At 65.9% G+C, this 17,035-nt stretch carries 14 protein-coding genes; 10 read left to right on the plus strand and 4 right to left on the minus strand.

Translation table 11 applies throughout. The features are described 5' to 3' along the window. Window positions 1-48: 48 nt before the first annotated feature. Window positions 49-1,701 carry a CTP synthase gene (locus H556_RS0100615; RefSeq protein WP_024352593.1) on the plus strand — a complete coding sequence of 551 codons (1,653 nt, stop codon included), beginning with the start codon at window positions 49-51 and terminating at the stop codon, window positions 1,699-1,701. A 70-nt stretch (window positions 1,702-1,771) separates the two neighbouring features. Further along, window positions 1,772-1,900 carry a hypothetical protein gene (locus tag H556_RS16705; RefSeq protein ID WP_272866952.1) on the plus strand — a complete coding sequence of 43 codons (129 nt, stop codon included), beginning with the start codon at window positions 1,772-1,774 and terminating at the stop codon, window positions 1,898-1,900. A gap of 16 nt (window positions 1,901-1,916) precedes the next feature. Here the strand turns inward: H556_RS16705 and H556_RS0100625 are convergent, their stop codons facing one another. Both H556_RS0100625 and H556_RS0100630 read right to left on the minus strand, forming a co-directional pair. Further along, entirely contained in the window at window positions 1,917-2,126 is a 210-nt protein-coding gene (locus H556_RS0100625) for a hypervirulence associated TUDOR domain-containing protein (protein WP_024352594.1), read from the minus strand. 183 nt (window positions 2,127-2,309) lie between these two features. After that, a complete protein-coding gene (locus H556_RS0100630) occupies window positions 2,310-3,077 on the minus strand; it encodes an SDR family NAD(P)-dependent oxidoreductase (RefSeq protein ID WP_024352595.1) in 768 nt (255 codons plus the stop codon). A gap of 153 nt (window positions 3,078-3,230) precedes the next feature. Here H556_RS0100630 and H556_RS0100635 point away from each other — a divergent pair, with 153 nt between their 5' ends. The 7 genes from H556_RS0100635 (at window position 3,231) to H556_RS0100665 (ending at window position 13,126) form a co-directional block, all read left to right on the plus strand. Further along, the gene (locus H556_RS0100635; RefSeq protein ID WP_024352596.1) at window positions 3,231-5,570 is read left to right on the plus strand and encodes a TonB-dependent receptor; all 2,340 of its coding nucleotides are present in this window, start codon (window positions 3,231-3,233) and stop codon (window positions 5,568-5,570) included. A gap of 3 nt (window positions 5,571-5,573) precedes the next feature. Next, window positions 5,574-6,911, plus strand: coding sequence for a spinster family MFS transporter (locus tag H556_RS0100640; RefSeq protein WP_024352597.1), 1,338 nt, complete (start codon window positions 5,574-5,576; stop codon window positions 6,909-6,911). Next, on the plus strand, window positions 6,911-8,563 hold the full coding sequence (locus H556_RS0100645; RefSeq protein WP_024352598.1) for a carboxylesterase/lipase family protein: 1,653 nt from the start codon (window positions 6,911-6,913) through the stop codon (window positions 8,561-8,563). The genes H556_RS0100640 and H556_RS0100645 overlap by 1 nt, the downstream gene beginning before the upstream one ends. Before the next feature lie 14 nt (window positions 8,564-8,577). Continuing rightward, window positions 8,578-9,366 carry a TetR/AcrR family transcriptional regulator gene (locus tag H556_RS0100650; protein WP_024352599.1) on the plus strand — a complete coding sequence of 263 codons (789 nt, stop codon included), beginning with the start codon at window positions 8,578-8,580 and terminating at the stop codon, window positions 9,364-9,366. Between the two features lie 70 nt (window positions 9,367-9,436). Beyond that, window positions 9,437-11,032: an AMP-binding protein gene (locus H556_RS0100655; RefSeq protein WP_029673087.1), complete on the plus strand. Its 1,596-nt coding sequence runs from the start codon at window positions 9,437-9,439 to the stop codon at window positions 11,030-11,032. 37 nt (window positions 11,033-11,069) lie between these two features. Then, window positions 11,070-11,954 carry an SDR family NAD(P)-dependent oxidoreductase gene (locus H556_RS0100660; RefSeq protein ID WP_024352601.1) on the plus strand — a complete coding sequence of 295 codons (885 nt, stop codon included), beginning with the start codon at window positions 11,070-11,072 and terminating at the stop codon, window positions 11,952-11,954. Further along, a complete protein-coding gene (locus H556_RS0100665) occupies window positions 11,951-13,126 on the plus strand; it encodes an acetyl-CoA C-acyltransferase (RefSeq protein WP_024352602.1) in 1,176 nt (391 codons plus the stop codon). Before H556_RS0100660 ends, H556_RS0100665 begins: the two co-directional genes overlap by 4 nt. Before the next feature lie 48 nt (window positions 13,127-13,174). Here H556_RS0100665 and H556_RS0100670 read toward each other — a convergent pair whose 3' ends face one another. Continuing rightward, window positions 13,175-14,353: an acetyl-CoA C-acyltransferase family protein gene (locus H556_RS0100670; RefSeq protein ID WP_024352603.1), complete on the minus strand. Its 1,179-nt coding sequence runs from the start codon at window positions 14,351-14,353 to the stop codon at window positions 13,175-13,177. A gap of 37 nt (window positions 14,354-14,390) precedes the next feature. Further along, a complete protein-coding gene (locus tag H556_RS0100675) occupies window positions 14,391-16,139 on the minus strand; it encodes an acyl-CoA dehydrogenase (protein ID WP_024352604.1) in 1,749 nt (582 codons plus the stop codon). Between the two features lie 117 nt (window positions 16,140-16,256). Here H556_RS0100675 and H556_RS0100680 point away from each other — a divergent pair, with 117 nt between their 5' ends. After that, window positions 16,257-17,018, plus strand: a complete 762-nt coding sequence (locus H556_RS0100680; protein WP_024352605.1) for a FadR/GntR family transcriptional regulator — start codon at window positions 16,257-16,259, stop codon at window positions 17,016-17,018. Window positions 17,019-17,035 lie beyond the last annotated feature (17 nt).

A 17,035-nucleotide genomic window follows, 5' to 3' on the forward strand; every position in this document is an offset into this window, starting at 1 on the left:
TTCAGAGCCTCTCCGCTCAGGACGAATCATGGAGTAAGGTGTCCGCCCATGGCTCGCTATGTGTTCATCACCGGCGGCGTGGTTTCCTCTCTTGGAAAAGGCCTCGCTTCCGCCGCTCTCGGCGCTCTTCTGCAGGCGCGTGGCTATAAGGTCCGCCTGCGCAAGCTGGACCCTTATCTCAACGTCGATCCGGGCACGATGAGCCCCTATCAGCACGGCGAGGTCTTCGTGACCGACGACGGCGCCGAGACCGACCTCGATCTGGGCCACTATGAACGCTTCACCGGCGTCTCGGCGGCCAAGTCGGACAACATCACGACCGGCCGCATCTATCAGACGATCATCGAGAAAGAGCGTCGTGGCGACTATCTGGGCGCGACCGTCCAGGTGATTCCGCACGTCACCGACCAGATCAAGCAGTTCTGCCTGAACCCGGCCAAGACGGATGCGGGCGAGGATGTGGACTTCGTTCTCGTCGAAATCGGCGGCACGGTCGGCGATATCGAGGGCCTGCCCTTCTTCGAGGCGATCCGCCAGCTGGAGCAGGACCTGCCGCGCGGCCAGTCGTGCTTCGTCCACCTGACCCTGCTGCCCTTCATCAAGACCGCCGGCGAGATGAAGACCAAGCCGACGCAGCACTCGGTTAAGGAACTGCGCTCCATCGGCATCCAGCCGGACATCCTGCTGTGCCGCTGTGAAGAGCCGATCCCAGCCGATGAAAAGCGCAAGATCGCCCAGTTCTGCAATGTCCGTCCCGACAGCGTCATTCAGGCGATGGACTCGGCCGACATCTACGCCGTGCCGCTGGATTATCACCGCGAGGGTCTGGACACCCAGGTGTTGGCCCACTTCGGCATGGACGACGCCCCGGCGCCCGAACTGTCGGGCTGGAACGAGATCGTGCGCCGCCGCCTGCACCCGGACGGCGAGGTCAACATCGCCGTGGTCGGCAAATACACTGTCCTCAAGGACGCCTATAAGTCGTTGATCGAGGCCCTGCAGCACGGCGGGGTGGCCAACAACGCCAAGGTCAATATCGACTGGGTCGAGGCCGACACCTTCGAAGGCGACCCGCAGGCCTGCGCCGAACGCTTGGAAGGCGCCCACGCCATCCTGGTGCCCGGCGGCTTCGGCGAGCGTGGGGCCGAGGGTAAGATCGAGGCGGCGCGTTACGCTCGCGAGCGGAAGATCCCCTATTTCGGCATCTGCTTCGGCATGCAGATGGCGGTGATCGAGGCGGCGCGGAACCTGGCGGGCTTCCCCAAGGCGACCTCGACCGAGTTCGGCCCGGCCGATGAGCCCGTGGTCGGCCTGATGACCGAATGGGTCCAGGGCAATGAGCGCGTCAAGCGCGAGCATGGCGGCGATCTGGGCGGCACCATGCGTCTGGGCGCCTATGCCTCGACCCTGGCGGCGGGCTCCAAGATCGCGGAGATCTACGGCCAGACCGACATCAACGAGCGCCACCGTCACCGCTATGAGGTGAACATCAACTACCGCGAGGCGGTGGAGGAAAAGGGCGGCCTGTTCTTCGCCGGCATGTCGCCCGACGGCGTCCTGCCCGAAACGGTCGAGCGTCGGGATCACCCCTGGTTCATCGGCGTGCAGTACCACCCCGAATATCGCAGCCGCCCCTTCGCCCCGCACCCGCTGTTCGCCAGCTTCATCGCGGCGGCCCTGGTGCAGAGCCGGCTGGTCTGATCACGGACGATTGTAGCGGCGTTATCCGGTTTTCGTGTCAACCTGTCGTTAATGATCTGGAACGACGTCGATGGCCGGTAACATCCTTTACTTCCTGCACCGTCACTTTCGTGCGGTGTTCGCGATCAGCGTGACGCTGGGCGTAGTGCTGGCTTTTGCCGTTGCGCGCACGATGCTGCGTCTGATCGGCGGGGTTTAAGACGCGCCTTAACGGCTCAGGACAGCTTGGTTAGGGCGTCTTTTTTGTGGGCCGCGACATGGTCGGTCTTGTCGCTGGCGATTTCGTATTGGGGCGCGTCGTGTGATGCATGTCGCCTGTGCCCTTTATAATCAAAGTCCTGGCGATGGATGCGGATGATTTTACCGCTCACCCGGCCGGCTTCTGAATTCCAGCTGACATGATCGCCGATTGAGAATTCCGCCATTATCTCCCTGCCTCCAGAGGTCATAGAAGGCGCCGCTGTCCGATGATCATCTTGAACAGGTCGTCGAGCGCCGAAAGCAGATATCCGCCAAATCCAGTCATGCTCAGTGAACCCGTCAACTCCATGATGGGTTGCGGCGGATAGAGGTCACGATGGCGGGAACTGCTCGGCGCTGCGTCGGCCCTAAAGCGACTGGCCGTCGTCGACAGTGATGATCGAACCTGTGATGAAGCGCGCCGCAGGGCCCGCCAGAAGCATCAGGGCCTGATCCAGCGCGTCTTCGTCCATCAAGCGTCGACGGGGAAAGCCGTTGATCTGAGCCTGGCCCTGTTCGGTGGCGAACCAGTCGGCGTTGATCTCAGTCTCGATATAGCCGGGCGCGATGGCGTTGACGGCGATCAGGCGCCGGGCCCATTCGCGCGCCATGCCCTTGGTCATAGACACGACGGCGGCCTTGGAGGCGCAATAGGCGGTCAGGCCCGGCAGTTGGACCGACCCGGCGATCGAGGCGATGTTGACGATGCGCGCGTCGCCCTGTGCGGCTACGCCGCTGTCGATCATGCGGCGGGCAGCCTCGCGCGCGGCGATGTAGACGCCTCGGACATTGACGTCGAAGGTCTGGTCCAGCCGGTCCAGAGGCATGGACAGGGCCGCGCCTTCGCCGCCGACGCCTGCGTTGTTCACCAGAATGGACAGGGGACCGAGGGCGGCCTGCGCCGTATCCATCGCGGCGCCGATCGTTTCTGCGTTCGCCACGTCCAGAGGGACGGCAACCGCCTGACCGCCTGCGGCGTGGATGGCGGCGACTTCCGTTTCCAGCCGGTCTGTCCGACGCGCCGCCAGGGCGACGCGCGCGCCTGCCTGAGCCAGGACATGAGCGAATCGCAGGCCCAGCCCGCTGGACGCTCCCGTGATGAAGGCAGTGCGATTCTCTAGTGATTTTATGGGCATGGCGCTCTCCTCTGAGCCAAGCTTCACCGGAGTTCAGGGCGATTTCAATAACATTCGCTATCACGCGAGCGAATGTTGACTCCCGCGCTAATGCGTGTCCCAATCCGGCTCAAGCGCTGACGGAAATAAACGGCGCATGGGAGGGAAAATCTGATGAAGGCTTTACTGCTCGCTTCGGCGTGCCTGTTGGCGCCTGCCGCTGTTCTGGCGCCGGGCCAGGTCTGGGCGCAGGATCAATCTTCGGCCGTGTCGCAGGCGGAAGGCCGCGACCAGTCGACCGCGCAGGTCGAGGACGTGATCGTCACCGCTACTCGCCGCGCCGAACGTCTTCAGGACGTGCCGGTCAGCATTACCAGCCTGTCGCAGGAAGAACTGACGCAGCGCGGCATCGTCAACTATGACGGTCTGGCCACGGCGACGCCGGGCGTCGTGCTGAATCGGGCCTCGGCCAACTTCAACAACTTCACCGCGCGCGGCGTCGCCACGAACGGCTATGGCGCCAATCTGCAAAGCACGGTCGCCATCTATCTGGACGAACTGCCGATCTCGTCCAACGGCAACTCCACCATTCTTGACCCCACGCTGTATGACGTTGAGCGGATCGAGTTCCTGCGCGGGCCGCAGGGGACGCTGTTCGGGTCGGGTTCGCTCGCGGGGGCGCTGCGCATTCTGACTCACGACCCCGATCCGTCGGGCTTCGACGCTTCCGCGCTGGTTGATCTGGGCGTGATGGCCGAAGGCGGTCTGCGTCAACGTTATAACGCCATGGTCAACTTGCCGCTGATCGAGGACGAGCTGGCTCTGCGTATCGTCGGCTTCTCGCGCAATGAAGAGGGCTGGGTCGACAACATCGGCACCGGGATCGAAGACGCCAACACCCTGGTCCAGTACGGCGGCCGCGCCATCCTCAAGTGGGAGCCGACCGACCGCTTCTCGGTCCGCCTGATGTACTCGCGCGAGATCAGCAATCCGCACGACTCCTCGCTGACCAATCCGAACCTCGGCGAATACGTCCGCCTGACCGACCGTCCGGACCGCTTCCAGAGCGACATGACGAACTATAACGCGACGCTGGAATACCAGTTCGACGGCGCGCGGCTGACCAGTTCATCGACCTATTCGGATTATGAGGGGCTGTTCTACGTCGATCTGGCGGGCTCTTACGCCCAGGCCTTCCCCTTCGCTCTGGATGCGGACGCATGGGACAGCACCTTTGTGCAGGAACTGCGGCTGGTCTCTGATCCGGGCGGCAAGTTCGACTGGTCGGTCGGCGGCTTCTATTTCCGCAAGCGCCGGGACGTGGACTACAATTATCGGTCGAACCCGGAGTTTTTGGCGGCGTATCAGCTCGGCGGCCTGCCGGACGAATATTACAACCGCTTCGGATCGCATTTCATCAGCCATGAGGTAGCTGCCTTCGGCCAACTGACCTATCGCTTCACGGACGACCTGTGGGTGACCGGCGGCCTGCGTTACGGCAAGACCGACGCCCAGGGCTTCACCGAGGAAGGGGGGTACACCTCCGACTATCTAGGGTTGGCCTATGACATGACGGTCAACGACAACTACCAAGCCTACGTCGATTACTATCTGACGTTCCTGGGTCAGAGCAGCATTCCAATTACCATGACGCCGATCGCGGCCGCGACGGGCGTCAAGGCCAAGGAAGACGGGCCGTCCTATCGCCTGAGCCTGTCATGGCGGCCGACGCCGGCCATCACGACCTATGGGGCGATCTCTACGGGTTTCCGCCCGCCGATCATCAACGCCCAGGCGGGGACGGTCAGCCAGATCGACCCCAATGACATCGTCATTCCCACGGGGGCCAGTTCCGACAACCTGATCAACTACGAGATCGGGGTTAAGGGCCGCTGGTTCGGGGGCAAGGTGTATGCCGATGCGGCTCTGTACTGGGTCGACTGGAACGACATCCAGGTTCAGGCCAACCGCGTGTCCGACTCCATCCAGTTCGCGACCAACATCGGCGGCGCGACCAGCAAGGGGCTGGAAGTGTCGGTCGTGGCCCTGCCGGCCGACGGCTGGACCGTGGCCCTGACCGGCTCGTTGAACGAGGCCAAGGTCGATGATCTGAGCGTGCAGGAGGCCGCCATCTCTGGCGCCGTTCTGGGTGCGCGTCTAGCCGGGCCGAAGGCGTCGGGCTCTCTGCGGGTCAACTATGAGTGGCAGCCGATGGCGGGCGTCATGGGCAATGCGTCGGTGGCGGTGTCGCACGTCGGCAGCTTCCCCAACGCCTTCCCGAACACGCCGGGTCGCCCGCTTGTGCCGCTGCCGACCTATGACGACACCGACAGCTATACGGTGGTCAACGCTAACGTCGCCTTCGCCTTCACGCAGTTCACTGTCGGGGCCTATGTCGAGAACCTGTTCGACGACCGGTCAATCAACTACGTACACCCCGAAGCCTTCATCGACGGGCGTTATGGTCGTCAGCGTCCGCGCACGTTCGGTGTGCGCGTCGGCTATGAGTTCTGATCGATGGCCGCCGCAACTCCTTCGGCCGTTCCGGGCGCGCAATCTGCGCGTCCGGGAGCCCGCGCCTGGTTCGTTCTGGCGCTTCTCTGCTTCGTCTACGTCCTGAATTTTCTGGATCGGCAGTTGCTGTCGATCCTGGCCAAGCCGATCCAGGACGAACTCGGCGTCACCGACGGCCAACTGGGTCTGATCAGCGGCCTGTATTTCGCGATGTTCTACTGCATCCTCGCCATTCCGGTGGGTTGGCTGGCGGATCGGACCAATCGGGTCAGGGTGCTGTCCCTGGCCTGCGCCCTGTGGAGCGCGGCGACGGCGGCGTGCGGCTTCGCTCAGAACTATCCGCAACTGGCGACCGCCCGCATGATGGTGGGCGTGGGCGAGGCGGGGGGCGTGCCCCCGTCTTACGCCATCATCTCCGACTATTTCCGGCCCGGTACGCGCGGCACGGCTCTGGGGCTGTTCAACCTGGGGCCGCCGATCGGATCGGCCATGGGCGTGGCGTTCGGGGCCTCGGTCGCCGCCGCCTATTCCTGGCGCGACGCCTTCATCTGGGTGGGCGTCATCGGGCTCGTCACCGCCCTGATCGTCTGGTTCTTCGTGCGCGAGCCGAAGAAGGGCGGGCTGGATGAACCGGTTGAGGCCGTGGAAGAAGCCGTGCAGACGCTTGCTGCGCCTGAGCCCGCGCCGGGTTTCATGGCGACCTGCCGGATGTATTTCTCCAATCCGGTGCTGAGGGGCATGGCTCTGGCCAGCGGGGCGACTCAGTTCGTCACCTATGCCCTGATGAACTTCGCCACCCTGTTCCTGATGCGGGAAAAGGGCATGACCCTGCAGGAGATCGCGCTGTGGTACGCCCTGCTGCTGGGCGTCAGCGTCAGCCTGGGCATCTTCGGTTCGGGCTGGCTGATTGATCGCCTTAGCCGTCGTTACAAGACCGCCTATGCCTATCTGCCCGCCGTCGGACTGATTGTGGCCGCGCCCTTCTTCGCCGGTTTCGTCTGGGCGTCGGACTGGCGTGTCGCCCTGCTGTTCCTGTCCGTGCCGATGGCGCTGAACTACTTCTATCTGTCTCCGGCCGTGACGCTGGTGCAGGAAGAGGTGAGGCCCAATCAGCGGGTCCTGGCCGGCGCCCTGTTGCTGTTGGTGATGAACCTGATCGGTCTGGGGCTGGGGCCGACCTTCCTGGGCGCCGCCAGCGATTTCTTCCGGGCCAGCCATCCGGATAATTCGCTGCAGATGGCGTTCTACTGCCTGCTGCCCTTCTATGGGTTGGCGATTGTGATGTTCCTCGGTCTGGCGCGGAAAATCCGGCTCCAGTCGCAAAAGGAGGTCGTGTCGTAATGAAAGCTGCTGTCCATATTCTGGCGGGCCTGGCCGCCCTCGGATGCGTCACTGTTCAGTCGCCTGCGTGGGCGGAATCTGGGCCGGTGGTCCAGGCTCCGGCCGGACCTTTGCGGGGCGAGGCCGTCGACGGGGTCGACGTTTTCCGGGGCGTGCCTTACGCCCTGCCGCCCACGGGCTGGCGCCGCTGGCGTCCGCCCGCCGAGATGTCGCCCTGGACCCGGACGCGCGATGCGACCCGGTTCGGCGCCGCCTGTCATCAGCCGGTGGCGCGCGGCGAGAGCATCTATTCCGGCGAAGAGCCGACGATGAGCGAGGACTGCCTGTTCCTCAACGTCTGGGCGCCGCAGGGCGCCGAGGCTGCACCGGTCTTCGTCTGGATCCACGGCGGAGCCCTGACCACCGGCGCCTCGAACGAGGCCATGTACGACGGCGCCCGCATGGCCGCCGCCCAGGGCATGGTGGTGGTGTCGATCAACTATCGGCTGGGGGTGCTGGGCTATCTGGCGCACCCCGAGCTGAGCGCTGAATCGCGACAGAAAATCTCGGGTAACTACGGGCTGCTCGACCAGGTCGCGGCCCTGAAATGGATCAAGGGCAACATCGCCGCCTTCGGGGGCGATCCGGGCAATGTCACCATCGCCGGAGAGTCCGCCGGGGCGCTCAGCGTCATGTATCTGATGGCCTCGCCCGAGGCGCGCGGCCTGTTCCACAAGGCGATCGCCCAGAGCGCCTATATGATCTCGACGCCTGAACTGCGCTCCACCCGCCACGGCGACCCGGCCGCAGAGACGGTGGGCGTCTGGCTGCAGGCCCAGCTGGGACGTCAGAACCTGGCGGATCTTCGCGGCATGGACGCTCAGGAACTGACGACGGCGTCTCTGGCCAAGGGTTATGCCCCGTGGGGCACGATCGACGGCAAGATCCTGCCGGAACAGCTGGTCGAGGTCTTCGACCGGGGCGAACAGGCGCCCGTGCCGCTGATGGCGGGCTTCAACGAGGGCGAGATCCGCTCGCTGCGGTTCCTGCTGCCGCCGTCGCCGCCTGCGGACGCCGAGGCCTATGAGGCGGCCATCCGCGCCAGCTACGGCCCGTTGGCCGAGACCTTCCTGAAGCTCTATCCGTCTTCGGACCTGAAAGAGAGCCTGCTGGCGACGCCGCGCGACGGGCTCTACGGCTGGACCGCCGAGCGCCTGGCGCGCCGCCAGGAACGCACGGGCCAGCCCGGTTTCCTCTACTTCTTCGACCACGGCTATCCGGCGATGGACGAGGCGGATCTGCACGCCTTCCATGCATCCGAGATTCCCTATGTCTTCGGCAATGTTGATCGGACGCCGCCGCGCTGGCCTGCTATTCCCGAGACGGAAGGCGAACGCGGTCTGTCTCAGGCCATGATGGCCTATTGGGCGAGTTTCGCGCGGACGGGCGCGCCTGTTGCGCCGAACCAGCCGGATTGGCCGGCCTATGGCGAGGGCCGCTTCTATATGGCCTTTGAGGAGACTCCGGTGGTGCGGGACCATCTGATGCCGGACATGTACGAGACCCACGAAGCCGTAGTCTGCCGCCGCCGCGCGGCGGGGGGGATCGCCTGGAACTGGAACTTCGGGGTCCTGTCTCCCGCCTTGCCGCCGAAAACGCCCGCCTGCCAGTGAATAAAGAGAACGTCATGGCGTCTGATGCCCCTCCGGAATCTCCTGTCGCACCCCGCAAGCCTGCGGCCCGGCCGCGCCGCCCGCGCAGCAAGGTCGAGCAGCGCGCCGAAACCATGGAGCAGATCCTCGACGCGGCCGAGTATCTGTTCTCGGTGCACGGCCTGTACGGGGTGACGCTGAAGGATGTGGCCCAGCGGGTCGGTGTCCATCACACCCTGCTGAACTACTATTTCACCGACAAGAAGAAGCTCTACGACGACGTCATCGCTCGGCGTGCGGGCGTCACCGTCGCCCTGCGGATGAAGGCGCTGGAAGACTGCGAGGCGGCGGCGGAGGGCGGTCGTCCGACGGTCGAGGCGGCCCTTCGCGCCTTCCTCGATACGGACCTGGACCTCTACAGCCAGGGCGGAGAGAACTGGAAGAACTACGGCGTATTGGGCGCCCTGTCCTCGAACACGCCCTATGGGGCCGAGCTGATGGACTTCCACTTCGATCCGGTGGTGTTGAAGCTGATCGAGTTGTTGAAGCGGGCCCTGCCGGACTGCGCCGAGGAAGACATCTTTTGGGGCTACCACTTCGTCACCGGCGCCCTGATGCTGACGCTGGCGCGGACGGGTCGGATCAACCGCCTGTCGGGCGGCTTGTGCGACTCCGACGATTTTGAAGCGGTGAAGACCCGCATGGCCCGCTTCATGGCGGCCGGCTTCATGGCCATCTGCGAGGGGGCCGTCTGCGAAGGGGCTGGCGGTTCGCGCGAAGCCGCCGCCCTTGCCGCAATGACCGGCGCTCTGTCCGACGATTGATGGCGGCTGCCTGACCGCCTCCTGTTTCGCGTTAGCGGCGTCTACGCGCGCCCGAAGGGATACGCAACCCATGATGATGAACGACGGGGACGTTCAGTCCTTTCCCCTGACCCTCGACAAATTTCTGGACCACGCAGCCAAATGGCGGCCGAACGCCGAGGTGGCGACGGCGCGTGACGACGGCTCGGTTGTGCGCATCGGCTATGCCGCCCTGCGCAGCCGCAGCCTGAAGATTTCCGCGCTTCTGCGTCACTGGGGCGTGGGGCAGGGGGATCGGGTCGCCACTTTGGCCTGGAATACTCAGGGCCATGTCGAGGCCTGGTTCGCCATCATGGGCATGGGCGCGGTCTGCCACACGCTGAATCCGCGCCTGACCGCCGAGCAACTGGCCGCCATGCTGGCCCAGTCCGAGGCGAAAATCCTGTTCATCAGTCCCGACCTGATCGATCTGGCCAGCCGTATTGCGGACCTGTCGCCGCTTTCACGCATACTGGTGCTGGATCAGGCCGAGGCGATCTCCGCCCTGCCGCATGGCCGGGCCGAGATCGCCGTGCTGGAGCCGCTGCTGGCCGAGGCGTATCCTCCGGTCGTGTGGGGCGACTTCCCCGAAACCGCGCCCTGCGGGCTGTGCTTCACCTCGGGCACGACCGGGGCGCCCAAGGGCGTGACCTACACCCACCGTTCCAGCTTCCTGCATACGCTGCGCGTACTCCAGGCCGACGTCATGGCGGTGACCAGTCGCGACAGCCTGCTGGCCGTGGTGCCGATGTTTCACGCCAACGCCTGGGGCCTCCCGTTCGCTACGGCGGCGGTCGGGGCTAAGCTGGTGCTGCCGGGGCGGCGGCTGGACGGCGCCAGTCTGGCGCGTCTGGTCATCGCCGAGGGCGTCACGGCGGGCGTTGGCGTGCCGACCGTCTGGCTGTCACTGCTGGAGCACGTCGAGGCGGCGGGGCTGGAGCTGCCGTCGCTGGAAAGGATCATCATGGGCGGCGCGCCGCTGGCTCCAGCCTTGATGGAGCGGATTGAGAAGCGGCTGGGCGTCATCGTTCAGACCAGCTGGGGCATGACCGAGCTGTCGCCCTCCGGCACGGTCGCCTCGCCGCAGGAAGTGCGTCGGTCAGCGGGCGTCTCGGGGCGTCCCGCGGTGGGGGTCGACCTGTTGCTGACGGATGAAGCGGGGCAGTCCTTGCCCGAACAACGCGGCTTCGAGGGCCATCTGAAGGTTCGCGGCGCCGCCGTCGTGCGTCGCTATTTCGGTCAGGATCAAGACGCCGTCGACGCGGACGGCTGGTTCGCCACCGGCGACCTGGCGCGACTGGACGAAGAGGGCAACCTGACCATCACCGGCCGAGCCAAGGACCTGATCAAGTCCGGCGGCGAATGGATTAACCCGGCCGAGATCGAAGCCGTCGTCGGCGCCCTGCCGGGGGTGGCGCTGGCGGCGGTCATCGGCAAAAGCGACCCCAAATGGGGCGAGCGTCCGATCCTGTTGGTGGAGGTTTCGGCCGAAGCGCCTGAAGACGACGAGGCTCTGCTGGAGCCGCTGAAGGGGCGGGTGGCGTCATGGTGGATCCCCGACGCCGTCTATCGGCTGGAGCGGATGCCGCTGGCCGCTACCGGCAAGATCGACAAGCTGAAGCTGCGCGCTGAATACGGCGCACGGTGATCGGTTTCTATTGGTTTCGAGACAGGAGTTTGCAGGGATGTTGCTGAAGGACCGAGTGGCGATCGTGACGGGTTCGGGCGGGGGGCTGGGCCGCTGTCACGCGCTGTATCTGGCCTCGCACGGCGCGCGGGTCGTGGTCAATGATCTGGCCGAGGCGGCGGCGCAGGGGGTCGTGGACGAGATCGTCGCGGCGGGCGGTCAGGCGATGGCGGCGGCCGGGTCGGTGACCGACGTGGACGCAGTGCAGGCGATGGTCGATGCGGCGATGCAGGCCTGGGGCCGGATCGACATCCTGGTCAACAACGCCGGCATCCTGCGCGACAAGAGCTTCGCCAAGATGACGATGGACGATTTCCGCCTGGTGGTGGACGTGCACCTGATGGGCGCCGCCATCTGCTCCAAGGCGGTGTGGGAGATCATGCGCGCCCAGACCTATGGCCGCATCGTCATGACCACCTCGTCTTCGGGCCTGTACGGCAACTTCGGCCAGGCCAACTACGGCGCGGCCAAGCTGGCTCAGGTCGGGCTGATGCAGACCCTGGCCATCGAAGGCGCCAAATACGACATCAAGGTCAACGCCCTGGCCCCGACGGCGGCGACACAGATGACGGCGGGCATCCTGTCCGAAGAGGTGCTGAAGGCGCTGGACCCGGCCCTGGTCAGCCCCGGCCTGCTGGCCCTGGTCGGCGAGGACGCCCCGACGCGGGCCATCCTGTGCGCGGGCGCCGGTCACTTCGCCACGGCCAACATCACCCTGACGCAGGGCGTGCGCATCGGCAGGGCCGAGGACGCCGGCGAACAGCTGATCGCGCGCTGGGGCGAGGCGGCTGACCGCACCGGCGAGGCGGTCCCCGCCTTCGGCTTCCAGCAGGCGGCCCAGGAAATGGCCTCGGCGGGCGTGGAAGGCCCGGTGACGGCATGAGGCGCGACGCTGTCATCGTTTCGACCGCCCGCACACCGATCGGGCGAGCCTATCGCGGCGCCTTCAACGCTACGCCGTCTCCGACTCTGGCCGCCCACGCCCTGAGCCATGCCGTTCAGCGGGCAGGCGTCGATCCGGCCGAGATCGAGGATTGCATCATCGGCTGCTCCCTGCCGCAGGGCGTTCAGCAGACCATAGGCCGCAACGCGGCCCTGGCGGCCGGTTTCCCCGTCTCGGTCGCGGGCATGACGATGGATCGCCAGTGCTCTTCGGGCCTGATGACCATCGCCACTGCGGCCAAGCAGATCATCGTCGACCAGATGCAGATCGCGGTGGCGGGCGGGGTGGAGTCCATCTCGATGGTCCAGACCGAACAGCTCCGCATCGAGCCGGACCCTCTGGTCCTGCAGCATCAGCCGGACGCCTATATGTCCATGCTGGACACCGCCGAGACGGTGGCGCGGCGTTATGGAATCGGGCGCGAGGCGTGCGACGCCTATGCCCTGCAGTCTCAGCAGCGCACGGCGGCGGCGCAGGCGGCGGGTCGTTTCAACGATGAGATCGTGCCTCTAGCCTCGCGCATGAAGGTCGTCGACAAACAGACCGGCGAGGTCAGTTGGCGCGACGTCGCCTTGCAACAGGACGAGGGCGCCCGCGCCGACACCACGGCCGAGGGGCTGGCCGCCCTGCGCACCGTCTTCCCTGACGGCACGGTGACGGCGGGCAACGCCAGCCAACTGTCGGACGGCGCCTCGGCCTGCGTGTTGATGGAAGCGAAGGAAGCCGAGCGCCGGGGCCTGCAACCGCTGGGCCGCTATGTCGGCATGGCTGTTGCGGGCGTCGCGCCGGACGAGATGGGCATCGGCCCGGTCGTGGCCGTACCGCGCCTGCTGGAGCGTTTCAACCTCAAGGTCAGCGACATCGACCTGTGGGAGCTGAACGAAGCCTTTGCGGTTCAGGTGCTCTATTGCCGCGATCAGCTCGGCATTCCGGACGAGCGGCTGAACGTCAACGGCGGCGCCATCTCCATCGGCCACCCCTACGGCATGAGCGGCGCCCGCATGACCGGCCACGCCCTGATCGAAGCCCGCCGTCGCGGCGGCCGCTATGTCGTCGTCACCATGTGCGTGGGCGGCGGCATGGGTGCAGCGGGACTGTTCGAAGTTCTTTAAGATCAGGCGAAGGGGATGGAGTTCATCCGTCCCCTTTGAAACTGCTGATCAGACCCGTTCGAAGATGGCGGCGATGCCTTGACCGCCGCCGATACACATTGTGGCCAGGCCGTAACGCCCTCCGATCCGTTGCAACTCATGCACCAGCTTGGTGGTAATGATGGCGCCGGTGGCGCCGACAGGGTGGCCCAGCGAGATGCCGCTGCCGTTCGGATTGACCTTCGCCGGGTCGAAGCCCAGTTCGCGGCTGACGGCGCAGGCCTGGGCCGCGAAAGCCTCATTGGCCTCGATCACGTCCAGGTCGGCGACGCTCAGCCCGGCGCGCTCAAGAACCGTACGGGTCGCGGGCACGGGGCCGATGCCCATATAGGCCGGATCGACGCCCTGGTGCGCATAGGCGACCAGACGGGCGAGCGGCTTGAGGCCCTGCGCCTTGACCGTGGCCTCGTCAGCCAGGACGACGGCGGCCGCGCCGTCGTTGATACCCGAGGCGTTGCCTGCCGTGACCGTGCCGTTCTCGGCGCGGAAGATGGGGCGCAGCTTGGCCAGATCTTCCACCGTGGTTTCGCGGCCGTGCTCGTCGACGGCGAATTCCGCAGGCTTGCCGCGCACCTTGATCTGGACGGGCAGGATCTGGCTGGTGAAGCGGCCCTCGGCGATGGCGTGTGCGGCGCGGGCCTGGCTGGTCGCGGCGAGTTGGTCCTGGTCCTCGCGGCTGATTCCGTAACGCTCGGCGACGTTTTCGGCCGTGACTCCCATCAGGATGTCGCCGAACGGATCGGTCAGAGCGCCGTTCAGCGCGTCGATCAGGACTTCATCGCCCATCTTGCGGCCCCAGCGCATGCCGGTCGACAGGAAGGGCGCGCGGCTCATGACCTCGGCACCGCCGCCGATCGCGACCTGGCAATCGCCCAACCGGATCGCCTGCGCCGCCGAGACGATGGCCTGCAGGCCCGAGCCGCACAGCCGGTTCACCGTCATGGCGGGCGTCGCGTGCGGGACGCCGCCGTTCACCGCAGCGACACGCGCCAGATAGGCGTCTTTCGGCTCGGTCGGGATCACCTGGCCGAAGACGACGTGGCCGACTTGTTCAGCATTGAGCCCCGAGCGCGCAATGGCCTCGCGCGTCACAAGCGCACCCAGTTCGGTCGGGGCGTGGTTCTTGAGCGAGCCGCCGAAGGCGCCGATGGCGGTGCGGACAGCGGAGACGATGAAGACGTCGGACATGGTCGATCTCGATAGGATGTAGGAAGGGGAGGAGGGATCAGAAGCTGTCGTTGCTCAGGGCGCCGGTCAGGTCACTGGCTGACACGGCGGCGGCCAGCCACGGCCCGACTTTGGGAAGCTCGAACTCGAAGAAATAGCGGCAGGCGGTCACCTTGCCGGCGTGGAAGGCGTCGGCGGGCGCCTGGCTGGCCGCCCTGGCCTGATCCAGCCACAGCCAGGCCGTGACCACATGGCCGAACGCGCGCAGGAAGGCGGTCGCATTGTCCATCCGGGCTGCTTCGGGCAGGTTCTGGATCGCCCGCAGAGCGCGCAGGATGTCTTGCCAGGCGGCGCGCAGGGTGTCGGCGGCGTCGGCCAGATCGGCGCTCTGCGCCGCCTGACCGCAGGTTTCGCCTAGACGGCGTTCCAGCACCGCAAGCCCGGCTCCGTCCGCGCGCAACAGCTTGCGGCCCAGCAGGTCGAGACCCTGGATGCCGGTCGTGCCCTCGTGGATCGGGTTCAGCCGGTTGTCGCGATAGAGTTGCTCCACATCGAAATCGCGCGTGTAGCCGTATCCGCCATGAATCTGGATGGCGATGTCGTTGGCGGCCAGGCCGTATTCCGACGGCCAGGTCTTGGCTACCGGAGTCAGCAGGCCCAGCAGGGCGGCGGCGTCAGGATCGTCTGGCTGGTCGACCAGCTTGGCGCAATAGAGGCACAGCGCCAGCGCGCCCTCGGCATAGGCCTTCTGCGTCAGCAGCATGTGGCGAACGTCGGGGTGTTCGATGATGGCGACCGAACCGGCTTGACCCGGGCGCTGTCCCTGCACACGCTCCTGCGCATAGGCCAGCGCATGGCGATAGCCGCGATAGCCTAGGGCGGCGGCGCCCAGACCGACGCCGATGCGCGCCTCGTTCATCATCAGGAACATCTGTTGCAGGCCGCGCCCCGGCTCGCCGATGCGCCAGCCGATAGCGCCTTCACCCTCGCCGAAGTTGAGCAGGCAATTGGCCGTGCCGCGATAGCCCATCTTGTGATTCAGGCCTGCCACGCTGATGTCGTTGCGCTGACCGTCCGGCAGGATTTTTGGCACGATGAACAGCGACAGCCCCTTGGTGCCGTCCGGCAGGGCGCCGTCGTCCAGCGGAATCTTGGCCAGCACCAGGTGGACGATGTTGTCGCTGATGTCCTGATCGCCGCCCGAGATCCACATCTTGTTGCCGGACAGGCGATAGCGGGCGCCCAGTTCGTCTTCGCCGTCGGCCACGGCGCGCGTGCGCACGTCCGCCAGGTTCGAGCCGGCCTGCGGCTCCGACAGGCACATGGTGCCGAACCACCGGCCCGTGATCTGGGGCAGGGCGAAGGCCTCGGTCTGAGCTGGCGTGCCGAACTCGGCGATCAGGCGGGCGTTGGCTGTCGTCAGCATCGGATAGGCCGCCGTGGCGATATTGGCGGCGGCGAATAAGGCGAACGACGCCGAACAGGCCAGATAGGGCAGGCCCAGTCCGCCCAGTTCCTCGCCGAAGCCCGCGGAGAACAGGCCAAGCTCGGCGTATTGCTCCAGAGCGGTCCTGATCGCGGGCAGGGTGATCACCCGCCCATCCTCCAGCCGAGGCTCAGCCGCATCGGCCGCCTTGTAGTGAGACAGGAATAGATCGATGGCGAGGTTTTCCGACAGGTCCAGCACCGCGTCGACGCTCTCGCGGCTGTGGTCGGCGAAGGCGGGCGCCTGGAACAGCGTCTCCATCTTCAGCCAGTCGTGCAGCATGAAATCCAGGTCGCGACGGACAATCAGGGGATGGCTCATGCGTTCAGGGCTCCAAGGCTGCGGTCATGGGCGGTCCGGCACGAACAATCTCCCGCATTGGCGGCCCAGTCGATGCCTGATAGCCTATTGTTGGATTGTTGGACAAAGAGAGTCTAGATGACAAATCACCTGAAGCGCCTGACGATCCCCAAGGCGTATGAGGCGGTTCACCGGGCGTTGGAGGAGGAAATTCTCAGCGGCCGGATTCCCATGGGCTCGCCCCTGCCGACGGAAACGGAACTGGCTGAACAGTTCGGCGTCACGCGACACACGGTTCGCGAAGGGATGCGCGCCCTGGAACAGAGCGGCCTTGTCCGGCGAGAAGCGGGACGGCGCCTGCACGCCGTTTTACCTCATCATGAAGACCTGGCGCCGCGCGGATCGCGCGCCTTGCTGATGCAGGGCGTGACCTTCCGCGAGTTGTGGGAGGTGGCATTGAGGCTGGAGGTCTGGGCGGTCGAAATGGCGGCGCCTTTGATCGACGCGGCGGTCATCGAAAGGCTGGAAGCCAATGTCGCCGCTATGGAGAAGGCCCTGGCCGAAGGCCGCTCCATCATCGCCCTCGACGTCGAGTTCCACGCCCTGATCGCTGAGGCCGCCTGCAATCGGGTGCTGCTGATGTCGCGCGAGCCGGTGTCGCTACTGTTTTATCCGTCGCTGGAAAAACTGTTTCGCCACCCTCGGACGGCGGACCTGTCGCCCGCGCGCGTCTTAGAGGCGCATCGGGAAATCCTGCGCGCGCTACGCCAGCGCGACGCCGTCGCCGCGCGCGACTGGATGGAGCGTCACATCATGGATTTCCGACGCGGCTATGATCTGGCGGGCATCGACCTCGATCAGCCCGTAGACACCAAGGTCGAGCCGTCGACAGGCCGCTGACGACGCTGCTCTGGCTG

Origin of the sequence: Brevundimonas naejangsanensis DSM 23858 (assembly GCF_000421705.1) — a bacterium.
In the GTDB taxonomy this organism is placed as follows: Bacteria; Pseudomonadota; Alphaproteobacteria; order Caulobacterales; family Caulobacteraceae; genus Brevundimonas; species Brevundimonas naejangsanensis.

What these genes read in the sequence shown, in the direction of transcription:
- H556_RS0100645 (WP_024352598.1), top strand. Translation starts at nt 6,911, where the DNA reads ATGAAAGCTGCTGTCCATATTCTGGCGGGCCTGGCCGCCCTCGGATGC.
- H556_RS0100615 (WP_024352593.1), top strand. Translation starts at nt 49, where the DNA reads ATGGCTCGCTATGTGTTCATCACCGGCGGCGTGGTTTCCTCTCTTGGA.
- H556_RS0100625 (WP_024352594.1), bottom strand. Translation starts at nt 2,126, where the DNA reads ATGGCGGAATTCTCAATCGGCGATCATGTCAGCTGGAATTCAGAAGCC.
- H556_RS0100640 (WP_024352597.1), top strand. Translation starts at nt 5,574, where the DNA reads ATGGCCGCCGCAACTCCTTCGGCCGTTCCGGGCGCGCAATCTGCGCGT.
- H556_RS0100655 (WP_029673087.1), top strand. Translation starts at nt 9,437, where the DNA reads ATGATGATGAACGACGGGGACGTTCAGTCCTTTCCCCTGACCCTCGAC.
- H556_RS0100665 (WP_024352602.1), top strand. Translation starts at nt 11,951, where the DNA reads ATGAGGCGCGACGCTGTCATCGTTTCGACCGCCCGCACACCGATCGGG.
- H556_RS0100660 (WP_024352601.1), top strand. Translation starts at nt 11,070, where the DNA reads ATGTTGCTGAAGGACCGAGTGGCGATCGTGACGGGTTCGGGCGGGGGG.
- H556_RS0100630 (WP_024352595.1), bottom strand. Translation starts at nt 3,077, where the DNA reads ATGCCCATAAAATCACTAGAGAATCGCACTGCCTTCATCACGGGAGCG.
- H556_RS16705 (WP_272866952.1), top strand. Translation starts at nt 1,772, where the DNA reads ATGGCCGGTAACATCCTTTACTTCCTGCACCGTCACTTTCGTGCGGTG.
- H556_RS0100675 (WP_024352604.1), bottom strand. Translation starts at nt 16,139, where the DNA reads ATGAGCCATCCCCTGATTGTCCGTCGCGACCTGGATTTCATGCTGCAC.
- H556_RS0100680 (WP_024352605.1), top strand. Translation starts at nt 16,257, where the DNA reads ATGACAAATCACCTGAAGCGCCTGACGATCCCCAAGGCGTATGAGGCG.
- H556_RS0100670 (WP_024352603.1), bottom strand. Translation starts at nt 14,353, where the DNA reads ATGTCCGACGTCTTCATCGTCTCCGCTGTCCGCACCGCCATCGGCGCC.
- H556_RS0100650 (WP_024352599.1), top strand. Translation starts at nt 8,578, where the DNA reads ATGGCGTCTGATGCCCCTCCGGAATCTCCTGTCGCACCCCGCAAGCCT.
- H556_RS0100635 (WP_024352596.1), top strand. Translation starts at nt 3,231, where the DNA reads ATGAAGGCTTTACTGCTCGCTTCGGCGTGCCTGTTGGCGCCTGCCGCT.